This window comes from Marinobacterium mangrovicola (genome assembly GCF_004339595.1).
In the GTDB taxonomy this organism is placed as follows: Bacteria; Pseudomonadota; Gammaproteobacteria; order Pseudomonadales; family Balneatricaceae; genus Marinobacterium_D; species Marinobacterium_D mangrovicola.
In genome coordinates this window covers 275,095-287,831 of sequence record NZ_SMFU01000008.1, presented here as the reverse complement: position 1 = coordinate 287,831, position 12,737 = coordinate 275,095, and the positions used below count along the sequence as shown (strand labels likewise).

Annotated in this window: 10 protein-coding genes; 1 reads left to right on the top strand and 9 read right to left on the bottom strand. The window is 44.2% G+C overall.

Features of this window, described 5'->3' with window-relative positions; genetic code table 11:
* Nucleotides 1–6 precede the first annotated feature (6 nt).
* From CLV83_RS09825 to CLV83_RS09785, 9 genes are all read right to left on the bottom strand, one after another.
* Complete coding sequence (locus CLV83_RS09825; protein WP_132291200.1) at nt 7–975, bottom strand: glycosyltransferase family A protein; 969 nt, start codon at nt 973–975, stop codon at nt 7–9.
* A gap of 430 nt (nt 976–1,405) precedes the next feature.
* Nucleotides 1,406–2,848 carry an MOP flippase family protein gene (locus CLV83_RS09820; protein ID WP_132291197.1) on the bottom strand — a complete coding sequence of 481 codons (1,443 nt, stop codon included), beginning with the start codon at nt 2,846–2,848 and terminating at the stop codon, nt 1,406–1,408.
* Nucleotides 2,845–3,522 (bottom strand): methyltransferase domain-containing protein, encoded by a 678-nt coding sequence (locus CLV83_RS09815; RefSeq protein WP_132291194.1) that lies wholly within the window; start codon nt 3,520–3,522, stop codon nt 2,845–2,847. Before CLV83_RS09815 ends, CLV83_RS09820 begins: the two co-directional genes overlap by 4 nt.
* Nucleotides 3,522–4,448 carry a class I SAM-dependent methyltransferase gene (locus tag CLV83_RS09810; RefSeq protein ID WP_132291191.1) on the bottom strand — a complete coding sequence of 309 codons (927 nt, stop codon included), beginning with the start codon at nt 4,446–4,448 and terminating at the stop codon, nt 3,522–3,524. Before CLV83_RS09810 ends, CLV83_RS09815 begins: the two co-directional genes overlap by 1 nt.
* Complete coding sequence (locus CLV83_RS09805) at nt 4,426–5,568, bottom strand: glycosyltransferase (RefSeq protein WP_132291188.1); 1,143 nt, start codon at nt 5,566–5,568, stop codon at nt 4,426–4,428. The genes CLV83_RS09810 and CLV83_RS09805 overlap by 23 nt, the downstream gene beginning before the upstream one ends.
* A 174-nt stretch (nt 5,569–5,742) precedes the next feature.
* Nucleotides 5,743–7,227, bottom strand: a complete 1,485-nt coding sequence (locus tag CLV83_RS09800) for an MBL fold metallo-hydrolase RNA specificity domain-containing protein (RefSeq protein ID WP_132291185.1) — start codon at nt 7,225–7,227, stop codon at nt 5,743–5,745.
* Nucleotides 7,228–7,873: 646 nt separating this feature from the next.
* Nucleotides 7,874–9,043, bottom strand: a complete 1,170-nt coding sequence (locus CLV83_RS09795) for a nucleotide sugar dehydrogenase (protein ID WP_132291182.1) — start codon at nt 9,041–9,043, stop codon at nt 7,874–7,876.
* A complete protein-coding gene (locus CLV83_RS09790; protein WP_132291179.1) occupies nt 9,040–10,011 on the bottom strand; it encodes an NAD-dependent epimerase in 972 nt (323 codons plus the stop codon). Before CLV83_RS09790 ends, CLV83_RS09795 begins: the two co-directional genes overlap by 4 nt.
* 528 nt (nt 10,012–10,539) lie before the next feature.
* Nucleotides 10,540–11,850, bottom strand: coding sequence for a nucleotide sugar dehydrogenase (locus CLV83_RS09785; protein ID WP_132291176.1), 1,311 nt, complete (start codon nt 11,848–11,850; stop codon nt 10,540–10,542).
* 290 nt (nt 11,851–12,140) lie between these two features.
* Here CLV83_RS09785 and rfaH point away from each other — a divergent pair, with 290 nt between their 5' ends.
* Nucleotides 12,141–12,632, top strand: a complete 492-nt coding sequence (rfaH, locus tag CLV83_RS09780) for a transcription/translation regulatory transformer protein RfaH (protein WP_132291173.1) — start codon at nt 12,141–12,143, stop codon at nt 12,630–12,632.
* Nucleotides 12,633–12,737: the final 105 nt, after the last annotated feature.

Below are 12,737 nucleotides of genomic sequence, written 5' to 3'. Positions count from 1 at the left end.
TAGATACTAATTTAATAAATTTCTGAAACTAGAGGATAGGTAGCTCATAATTTTATGAACCTTACAGCGATAATACACTGGAAGCCTAGACAAAATAACACAAAATAAAGCCTTTAAATTTATAACACTAACATATATTTCATCTAAAATATCGAAATTTCCCTGCGCTAGCCTTTCATTATTATTCCAAGCGGTTATGATTATTTTATTCAACCTCTTTTTTAGTAGTATATTTACCTTTTTATCTTTGATGAAATGTAGCAATTTATCAGTAGTTTCTCTATGTATTAAAGGGTCTATATAACTATTTTTTGTCACCATATTTACAGAGTCACGGTGGTATATGGCGCTAAGGTTGTTAATCCAAACCATATATTTACTAAAAAAAACACATCTTAGCCAAGTGTCAATATCACCTCCCATGGATGATCTACCTTCAGGGAAGAGTCCTGCGGACATTAAGATTTGTTTTTTAATACATGCAACGGATGTCCAAATAGGTCTTTTCCCACAAACCTCATTTAGGAGATACTCATAAACCGACAGTATAACAATATCAGTTTTTCTATTATATTTAGAATATTTATCTAACGTTTCTCTCCCATTTTCTCTAATTATCCATGATGAACTAAAAATATTTATATTAGGATTCTGGCTAATTGCACATGACAATTTTTCTAAATGATTCGGAGACCATTCATCATCTGCATCCAAAAAAACAACCCAATCGAATGTTGATTTTTTTACTCCTAAATTACGTGCAGCATAACCACCAGGGCCAGGTTTATTCCTGTTGTAGACATGAATCCTGGAATCTTTAAAATTATTTACTACTTCATCGCTTTTATCTGTAGAAGGATCACAAACGATTATAATCTCAAAAGAATCAATAGACTGATTCAATACAGACTCTATTGCCCTTTTCACATGAGGCTCTTTATTAAAAACAGGAATTATGACAGAAAAATATGTCATTATAAGATCTCTATATATAGATAAAAAACTGGCCTCAGCGCCCTATATCTTCTGACATCCTGTTTCGTATTATTAAAAACTGATAAAATATTGCATATTAAAAACAGGACTTTAGATTACTATAGAAAACTGCACAAAAATAAGTCCTATAGCCATTAAAAAATAGAGAGTAAATAAAGTCTTACTTTTCATTATAACACAACCCAAAGCACTAGCTTGCTATAAACTTCATACAGCAGCCTGCCACAGCACTCGATCACTTATTACAAAAATAGTTTTTAGCAACTTTCGGCGAGTTCAAGATAAACCGTTCCTTAATTTTCACATGCGGCTAGATCTAAAGTTCTTGCTAATTCCATATTAGAACCAGCTTAAAAAAACTGGAATGACAACCTTATATTTTAGGCTGAGATATTTCGTTTCCCATCAATTATTTTTTTGGGAAAATAATATCTTTCATCATGAAAAAAATATCCTTATTAAAAATCCAACTGATTATTGAATAAGTGACTGAAAAAACAATAAAACCAAAAAAAACTTTCACCATCCCATTAAATAATCCGCTTACCGCATCAGTAATCAAGGACGCGATCAGCGTTAAAATCAAAGGGATAAATATAGAAAAGATGTATTTTATGAAACCAACCTGACAAGCCGGGTAAATAATAAATTTCCAAGCTAATATAACAAGAGCTGCTTGCCAATACAGCATAGTCCAAGCAAGTAAATTAAGCCCTCCTAGCTTTACTGATAAAAAACACAATGGACATGTCAAAATAAAAATAATTAAATTCCATTGATGAGCACGTTTAGCCATACCTACAGCATAAATGAGGCTACCGGCCGGGTTTCCGACTGATCGAAGCAATCCCCACAAAGCAAAAATCTCTAAATAAAAGGCAGAATCTGTCCACTGCTCACCTAATAGCAAATAAATCATCTCGTCGGAAAAAAGTGCAATAAATGCATAGATCGGAAAATTAAATGATGATGTAACTCTGAGAATTTTCAGATAAATATATTTTAGTGACTCAGGGTTATTTTTTACCTTAGTCATTACGGGCAAACCAACCCTAGTAATAACAGGATTAATAACCGAACTAGCTATTTTTAGCGTTTGATCACGAGGCAAGCTATAAAAAGCAAGAGCCGAAGGCTGTAAAAAAACGCCGGCTACAAATATGTCAGCTTGCATTCTCAATGAGTTCCAAAATCCGTCGCCAATACGATGGATCCCAAACTTTACATAAGGTTTAACGCCCCCAAAGTCAAAAGTGAGCGTAGGCATTACCCCCTTAGATAGTCGTCCCCATGCCAATACGGTATTTATAGTTGCTGCTGCGAGCTGAAATACAACAAGTGAATAGACTCCTAGATTTAATTTAGCGGAAAAGCAAGCGAATATGAAAGCAAATATTAGCGAAACTATTTCGTTTTGAACTACGGGTTTGAAGCAAAGATCTTTCTCTGAAAGTACTCTAAACTGCCTACCTAACGCGGATATAGGGAATATAACTGAAAGCGAACAAAGTATTAAAAATAGGTTAGGTTGATCATAAAGTATGGATAAGGGACATGCCAAAAGCAAAAATATGATAGACATTACACAGCCAGAGAAAAAATCTAGCCAGAACAAAGTTGACAATTTACAACGCTCGGGCCGAGGATAATGCATTAATGCACTGCTTAACCCTAAGTCTGAAAATAAACCGAAAGTGGTAAGTACAACTCCCGCCATTGCCATCAGGCCAAAATCTTCGGGCGCGAGAATACGTGCTAATACGGCTATCTGAGCTAGCTGTATAACAGCTCTGAACGTCGCTGATAATGTTGTCCAGCGAGTAGCTGAAAGAGACTTCTTTCGTAAACTCACGGCTTGCGCGCCGTCACAAAATAACCTATTGTTTCTCTATCTTCAAACCAAAATCGATCTAGAATTGGACCAACATTTTGGTTTAACCACCAGAAAGGCACTAAAATTATTCTCATCATTAATTTAAAAAAGTTAGGCCCTCTAACAAGACGCTTGGTTTGGTAATTTAACTTCATTAGCCACATCGACCAAAACCCACTCATATGCTGAATATGAACATCAACATAGCCCGCCTTCTGCAACAAATAATAAAGCCCGTATCTCGTGAAACGATAATAATCCCAAGGCGCCTCATGGACCCAGTGCTGGAAAGGTACAGAAATCGTTATTTCTCCACCATTTTTTAAAATTCGGAACGCCTCATTAAGCATGTGCATAGGTTCGGACAAATGCTCCAAAACTTCAAAAGATACTATATGATCAGCACAAGCACTTTTAATCGGTATTTTTTTATTTAAGTCAGCTATTATATCTGCTCTAAGAGAGTGTAAAGTATCGCTCCAATCTATCCCTACATAGCCTTCTGCAACGCCAAGAATATCACTTTTAAAAGGACACAAACCACAACCAAAATCTAGAACCAATCCATTTATGCTCGACAATCTATGGAATACAAATTTATTTATGATTTTTTTGTATAACCAGTTATGTTCTGTTTTTTTTACTCTATACATTACGAGTCATGCCTTTTTTTAAAAACTACAATTAAATTAGGGCCCGGCTCTCGATTCATTAAAAATGATAGATTCAAAAGGCATTTCGATAAAAAACTAAAAGCTTTATGCACAATACTTGATTTTGTTTTCTTTAGAGCGTCTATACTCTTAGCCTTTCGGATTTCAATGTGAACTTTCAAAATATCAAGACCATAAATCTTTGCGATGTTTTCAAAAACTAAAGGAGTATAATGCCCGAGATGATGAGGAGGAAGGTCGAAGGGGTCTTCTTGATTTAGAAAATGCACATATTCATTATTAGGAACACTAAAAATTAGCAGCCCCCCTGGACGAAGACATTTAATGGAGCTTTCAATTATATCAGATGGATTTTTTACATGTTCTAATACTTGAAATGCATACACAGCATCATATTTACATGGCTCTTCATTGGATAAAACATTTATATCCTTAGAATATATAGGAAATTTTGTAACCTTCCTATCAATCGCTTCTTTGTTAAACTCTATACCTACTGCTTTTTTTCCAAACCTTTCCATTTTTTTCAAAAAATGGCCAGGTCCGCAACCTATTTCCAATATATAGTCTAAGTTCTTGAGATATCTTAAAGAAACTTCGTGTTCCCATCTATCTACTCTGTAGTAACCGGGCCAACAACTGCTTATTTCACGATAAAATGTTTCACTATAAGAGATGTCATTAGGAAGCCAATATTTATATCCGGTTTTTTCACATTTATATAACTCAATCATACTCGAATTGAGATTCTTCAAATGTTTAGAAATATCCAGCCCGCATTTTAGTTGGTAAGATGCACATAACTTTGCTGTAGAAAGTGTTTGTAAATGTGTAGACCGTCCACCAAATGGGCTAATAATATTTTCGCTATCAACTACAGGCTTAATTTCTGGCGACATTTCCATATATTTTCTCTAACTCTTTTGCTCTATATGATAGTGAAAATTTAGAATCTATATCCTTTAGCGCATTTTCAGATAAACGAGATGCATCATCTAAAGTGAGAGCCTTTATTAGCGAAGAAGAAAGATCATCAACATCGTTTTCCTTCACACAAAAACCTGTATTTTTATTAATTACAACCTCATCTACAGCACCTTTTGCAGATGTAACCACAGGTACACCACATGCTAACGCTTCTAATATCGATATAGGCAGCCCTTCTGAATCTCCATTTTTTGCTGTGACACTTGGCAAACAGAAAACACGAGACTCATTCAATTGCTGAAGCACTTGATCTGAATTTTGTGCGCCCATGAATTTCACAGGAGCTTTTAAATCACTTGCCAACTTCTTAGCGTCTTTTAGCATAGGGCCAGTGCCTATCATGAATAATTCAGCGCCTGGAACATCCTCCAGTACTTTAGAATAAGCTTGAATCAAAAGTAGAGGAGCTTTTTTCTCCACCATCCGTCCCACAAAAAGAATTCTCTTTTTTCGAAATTCCAATGGTATACGACTCGGTTTAAATTTTTTAGTATCTACACCGATATAACACACATCTATCTTTTTAGAATCGATACCATAATTTATCGCTGCTTTTTTAATGGCGTTAGAAACAGCAATAAATCTAACAGATGGATCTTTAGCCATTTTAAGCATTTTTTTAGGATAAAACCTATGGAGCCATCCTGAATTACCATTCTCCCACCACCAGCGATAAATATTTATATCATAACCGTGCAAGGTAACGATCATTGGAATTCGAGCAGCTCTTACACTAGGCCAAATTGACACTGCATCCATACCAAAATGCGCATGAACCAAGCTAAATTGGCCTTGCTTAAGCGTTCTCACCAGACGGCGGTCAGGCAATGAAAATAAATAGTTAATTATCCGGAAAAAACGCCCCCCGAAAATTGGTATAAGCTTATAATCTAAATCGCTAATATCAACCCCATCTGGCAATTTATTTCTACCAACTAGAATAGCCCCCCATTCATTTAGAGAACAAATTTGTTCTCTAATGAAAGTTTCAGATATGGCTAATAAATTAGTCCTAAAAACCGCAACTTTTCGTTTCATTTTTTAATCAATATAATGTAACAACTTAAAATCACTTTTTACAGTGATTTTTTAAACTATAATAAGGTATCTACGAAAAAATAAATTTAATTCTCTTATATAACTTCACAGAGTGAGAAAGATTGAAATCCCTTCCTCTCAATTATTTTGTGTCTATTACTCATTATCAAACACTTAATTGTACAAATTTCGAACACCTACCAAGATATTTTCGCAGAACGGTTCCAGCGCTTCTTTCAGGGTACGCTTTGCTTCTTTATCACCATGCACAAGCCTTATCTTCCTCGGCCCACACTTAATCCCCTTCACAAAACCCACCAGCCCCCGCTGATCCACATGGGCAGAATAACCACCTATTGTTTCAACCCAAGCCCGGATTATGTATCGCTCCCCATCAAGCTCCACATAACCCTTTCGCGGTCCATATTTCTGGATATCCCGGCCCGGTGTGCCCTCTGCCTGGTATCCCACAAACAGCACGGCGTGCCGCTCATCGCTCAGCATCGCTTTCAGGTAGTTGATAATTCGCCCTGCGTTACACATACCGCTGCCGGCGATAACGATGGCAGGCCTTCCGGACTCGGCGAGGTGGCGTACCATTTTCAGGTGCTCGTCGTGGCTATCAACGGTAAGCAAGGTATCAAATGCCAGTGGCTTACGGCCCTGTTTCAGCCGGGCATGGGCTTCTTCATCCCAGAAGGGTTTTAGCTCGCGGTAAGCAGCGGTGAATTTCGATGCCAGGGGTGAATCCAGGATAACTGGCAGTTCGCTTTCACCAAGCATCTCTTCCAGTTCATAGAGCAGCTCCTGGGTACGGCCGATGCTAAAGGCCGGGATTAGCACAGTTCCCCTGTTTTCCTGGGCACGCTCGATTGCAGCTTTCAGTCTGTACTTACGGGTGGCGCGGCTTTCGTGATTGCGATCGCCGTAGGTGCTTTCCAGAACCAGGATATCGGCCTTGTAGGGAGGCCTGGGTGCCGGAAGCAAGGGCGTATGACTGGCACCAAGGTCACCGGAGAAAACTATTCGGCTGAAGGCCTGGCTGAGCGCAGCGTGACCATCACCTTGCTGAATATTGCTCCCGTCCGTCGTGCTCGCGGCGAGGGTATTATGCCCCTGGGGTGCGCCGCTCCTGCGATGGGGAAGTAGCCATCGCTGGCAGTCCACTTCGACATAGGCCGAGCCAAGGATATGGCCTGCCCGCTGCAATCTGATCCGCACCTGGCGTTCCGCTGAATCCATAAGCGTGAACCACTGTTTATAGGGCAGCGCCACAATGCGAGACTCAATGTCATCCAGGTAGTTTTCTATTTGCGAACGCTCACGGCTGATGCCCAGCCTGAACGCATCTTCCAGTACCAATGGGAGTAGCTTGGCGGAAGGCTGAGAACAGATGATCGGCCCCCTAAACCCTGCCGCCAGTAACCAGGGGATACGCCCAACATGGTCGATATGCACATGGGTGACAATCAACGCCATAATACCGTCGGTATCGAAATTTATGGTCTGTCGATCTGCACTCTGGGCGCTTCCGGTTTCAGCCCCCTGAAACAGGCCGCAATCGATGAGCAGGCTCTGGTTGTCGTCGATATGGAGCTGATGACAGGAGCCGGTGACGCCGTCTATGGCGCCATGGTGCTGAATCTCTTTATACGGCATTTCCCTTGCCTCTGTTGCACTCAGCCTTAGTGAGTTTGATGGAACGCACTTTTGGCACGCTACCGCCCGAAGGCCAGGGGTACACCTCAATCCCAGTTGCGCAATTTCTTCGCGTTGTCGTTAAAACAGCTGATAGATGGTAATCGACTTTATCCTGGGGTGCACAGGCTCTATGCGTTTTGTAGCTGTTTACGCCGCGCTGGATCAATAGAGGTATCAACGATACTCCATTCAAACCCTTCGAAATATCTATCACGAGACGCGAAGTACGCTTATCGCTGGCCTGTTAATACTCTCTGGGATTGCAGCTTTTGCTGGCGATACCACGCCTGAAACGCGCGGGGGGAGGAAGCAGATCGACTGCAGAGGATAGCTCAGCGGGTTTAGGCGTATGAGGCGAGGAGGCAGGAGCTAGTCGAACTCGTCTACATAGGGCCATTAAAGGCTCAAATCTCTAGCCGTAAGATTCTGTAGCGATTAGGTAGTCTGATGATGGCATTACATTTCGCTTCTATCCGGATATCAGAATGCCATTTATGAAGTTTTTACAAGTTGTACACGAGCACTAAGTTAATAGCAGTCGATCGTTGAATTGCTGGAAGGCCGGCATTTGCCGGCCTCTGCACTGACAGTTCTGGCAACGGGCTCAGGCATCACTACCGAACAGGTCACGGGTGTAGATTTTCTCTATCACATCGCTCAGTTCGTCAGTCTGGCGATTCGCCACAATCACATCACTGGTCTGCTTGAACTCTTCCAAGTCCTTGATCACGCGGGAGTGGAAAAACTCGTCCTCCTCCAGCACTGGCTCGTAGACAACAACTTCAATACCTTTGGCCTTTATGCGCTTCATTACGCCTTGAATAGCCGATGCACGGAAGTTATCCGAACCTGACTTCATCACCAGACGGTAGATACCCACCACCTTCGGATTCTTCGCAACAATGCTGTTCGCGACGAAATCCTTGCGCGTTGAGTTCGCATCAACAATCGCACGAATCATGTTGCTGGGCACATCTGCATAGTTTGCCAGCAACTGCTTGGTGTCCTTCGGCAGACAATAGCCACCATAACCAAAGCTGGGGTTGTTGTAGTGGCTACCGATACGAGGATCCAGCGACACACCATCGATAATCTGGCGTGTATCCAGGCCATGGGTTGCCGCATAAGAGTCCAGCTCGTTGAAGTAGGCTACACGCATCGCCAGGTAAGTGTTGGCGAAAAGCTTGATCGCTTCGGCTTCAGTACTCTCGGTAAAGAGGACCTGGATATCCTCTTTTATAGCGCCCTGTTTCAGCAAGTCAGCAAAGGTTTCAGCGCGAGCGCTCTGTTCGCCGACAACAATACGTGATGGGTACAGGTTATCGAAAAGCGCTTTCCCCTCACGCAGGAACTCCGGTGAGAAGATCAGGTTAGTCGCGCCAAATCGTTCGCAAGCATCCTTGGTAAATCCAACCGGTACGGTCGATTTAACCACCATCACAGCGTCAGGGTTAATGGATAGCACATCCTTGATGACCGACTCGACGCTCCCTGTGTTGAAGTAATTCGTTTCAGGGTCGTAATCCGTTGGTGTGGCGATGATGACAAAATCAGCACCGCTAAACGCAGTCGTTTTATCGGTCGTGGCAGTCAGATTAAGCTCACGCTCAGCCAGGAACGCTTCGATCTCTTTATCTTCAATCGGCGATTTCCGTGCATTTATCAGATCAACCTTTTCCTGCACGATATCCAGTGCCACCACTTCATTGTGCTGAGCCAGCAGCACAGCGTTTGATAGCCCAACGTAACCCGTTCCCGCCACTGCAATTTTCACTGACATACGCTCCTGTAATCTTTGTACCAATTCACAAATTGATTCACACCGTCCTCGATACTCATCGACGGCTTATAACCAACAGCCTCTTCCAGGCGACTAGTGTCTGCAAAGGTTCTTGGAACATCGCCAGGCTGCATGGGTAGTTCTATTTTCTCAGCCTCGATGCCACAGGCTGCTTCTATTGCCTTAATGAACCGCGCCAGCTCTATGGGCTGACTGTTACCTATATTGAACAGGGCATAGGGAGTGTCACCGCCGGGTATCACATCCTGTATGCGTACAACCCCCTCAACAACATCATCAATAAAGGTAAAGTCTCTCAGCATTTTTCCATTATTGAACACCCGAATAGGCTGTTTGTTCAGTATCGCTTCGGTGAACAGCCAAGGCGCCATATCGGGCCGCCCCGCCGGACCATAAACTGTAAAAAACCTCAGCCCGGTGGTCGGCAGCCCATACAGTTTAGAATAGGAGTGAGCCATCAGCTCGCTCGCCTTCTTGGTCGCCGCATACAAGGATACAGGGCTATCTACCCTGTCATCTTCACTGAAGGGCACCTTCTCATTCGTGCCATAGACTGAACTCGATGATGCGTAGACGAGATGCTCTACCTGGTTATGGCGGCACCCTTCCAGGATGGTCATCATACCCACCAGGTTACTGTCCACATAATCGAAGGGTGCCTCCAATGAGTGACGCACCCCTGCCTGCGCAGCCAGATGGATAACTCGCTCAAACTGCTCATCCCTGAATAGTCTGGCGATTCCCTCACGGTCCGCAAGATCAACCTTTACAAAGCGAAACTTATCGAAAGGTGTCAGCCAGTTGAGCCGGTGTTCTTTCAGCTCCGGTTCGTAGTAGCTATTGAGGTTATCAAGCCCCACGACTTCATGACCCGCTTCCAGCAGCCGCTTAGCCGTGTAACTACCTATAAAGCCTGCGGCCCCTGTTACCAGATACTTCAACGTCTTTATACCTTAAAAAATAATGGAGGACGCAGCGTCATCTACCCGACCTAGCGCTAGGGAAGCTATGATTAAGTCTATAGCGTCTCAGCGTGGCATGAAGTGCCCAGATACAAGGCGAGCTTTGCAGCCAATGGCCGTAGCCCTTGGCAACAAGCTCAACGCCGTAGATGGGTGCTTCATGCCGCGCCCTTCGGGGCTTACAGGCTGGCCCACTCTCTGCGTTGGACTTTTTTGCCGTAGCGCCACTACGCCTGCAAAAGCCCGCCTTGTTAGTGAGCCAGCCTGTAAGCCTGAGATGCCATGAACTTGTCATAGCTTCCCTAGGCTCATTGACGCTTCCTGCCTCCACCTGGAATTCATTGGCACTTAACAATTCAACCCTGTTTAAAAATGCCAGAAACGTAAAATACGCATAGCTATAAATCGATATTTCTCATTACCACTCAGGCATTACTTGCGATCACATTTCCCGAATCACACCAGATATCAGCCAGAGCACGTTCCTAGTAATTTTTACAACTTTTATCAGGCCCTTATCAGCCGATCAAAGGGCTTACGGAAGCGCCCCCTGGTATCGACGATTAACTTGGCTTTCTGCTCAATCAACTCATAGTCAAATTTATCGTGATCCGTTGCGATTAAAACCGCATCAAAAGTCGCCAGATTCTCTGCACTGACAGGCTCACTTTTCAGATCAAACACGTGATCACGCATCTTGGGAAAAACCGGCACATGCGGATCCGAGTATGCGACCTCGACGCCTTTATTCCGCAGAATTTCCATGATCGCCACCGATGGGGATTCCCGCATATCGTCTACGTTCTTCTTGTAGGCGATACCCAACACAAGCACACGACTGTTTTTTAGCGCCTTACCGAAATTATTAAGACCATCCATCAACTTGCCAAGCACATACTCAGGCATGCCTCGGTTTACTTCACCCGACAATTCGATAAAACGGGTATGCAAACCATACTCACGTGCCTTCCAGGTCAGGTAGAACGGATCGACCGGGATACAATGCCCACCGAGCCCTGGCCCTGGATAATAAGCTGTAAAACCGAAAGGTTTGGTCTTCGCTGCGTCTACCACTTCGAAAATATCCACACCCATACGGTCAGCGACAATCTTCATTTCATTAACCAGGCCGATATTCACCGCGCGATGGATATTCTCAAGCAGCTTGGTCATCTCAGCCGTTTTCGTGGAACTGACCGGCACAACCTGGTCGATGGCCTGCTCATATAAGGCGATACCCGCCTGGAGACAGGCAGGCGTATGCCCACCAACCACCTTAGGTATAGATCGGGTTTCAAAGTTCGGATTGCCTGGATCTTCGCGTTCCGGCGAATACACCAAGAACAGCTCTTCACCGACTTTCAAGCCACCCTCTTCAGCACGCGGTAACAGCTCTTCTTCCGTGGTGCCCGGATAGGTTGTGCTTTCCAGCGAGATCACCTGCCCAGCGCGCAGATAACCTTTAAGCGCATCCATCGTATTGATGACAAAGCTGATATTGGGCTCGCGGTACTTGTTCAGCGGTGTTGGGACGCACATAACCAGGGCATCACACTCACCAACCCGGCTGAAATCGCCAGTAGATTCGAAGCCTCTTTGGTTGGCGGTGGCTATGGAGTCTGAAGAGATATGTTCGATGTAACTTTGACCGGCATTGAGCTTATCAAGCTTGTCGGCATCAACATCGAATCCGATAACCTTGTACCCCACGGCGTTGTAGCGAAGCATCAACGGCAGGCCAACATAGCCTAGCCCCAGGATACCAATTACAGCTTGCTTGCTTTTTAGCTTGGAGACTGTGCTTTCGAGTACTGACATTGGCTTCCCTGATATAGCTTTGAGGATATCCCGCTATTGAACGGTCTCATCTGACCACGCTACCGCCCAAAGGTTAGATTCCGGACGCCCCTCACAGCCAACAAACACCTGTTCTAATATCAAATGTTAGCGCTCTATCCGGTTTACACACCAAGGAGAAATTAACATCGCAAGATCAGGCTATTGGACATGAACACGCCCAGATTCCATGGCGGGGAATTCTACAGAACTTTAGCCCGGCTCCCCAGCAACTTATAATAGCTTTTTGCGCTAGTGAATTTGGATCGTCGATGTCTCGCTATAACTGGTATGTCGTCCAGGCAAAACCGGGCCAGACGGCTCGAGCTCAACAGGAACTGGAGAATCAGGGTTTCGATCTGTTCGTGCCCTGGATCGAGGTTGAGAAGGTCAAAAGGGGAAAGCGGGTCACGGAAGAAGAACCGATGTTTCCCGGCTATCTGTTCATCTGGCTGTCGGAGATGGAGAGCAACTGGCGCCCGATCCGCTCCACCCGCGGGGTTGCCCGCATCATCACCTTTGGTAATAAACCTGCCATCGTGCCGCCCGCTGTTGTCGAAGCCCTGCGCAGCAAATTACGCGTCGACAAAGAGCCCGAGCACCAGCTCAAAGTGCAGCAGAAAATTGAGATCACCGAAGGACCGTTCAAGGGTCTTGATGCCGTATTTGAGCAGTACGACGGCGAGCAGCGGGCCTTCGTGCTGCTTGAGCTGCTGGGCAAGTGGCAGCGTTTGTCGGTGGATCTGGGATCCATTCGCGGATAGCAGGCTTGAGGAGAGTAGGCTCGCCTGCGCCGATGGCACTTGGCAAGATGATAATCGAAAACCTTGACGACTAATCGCGACGGGGCCTCGCCCCTGCGATCGGCC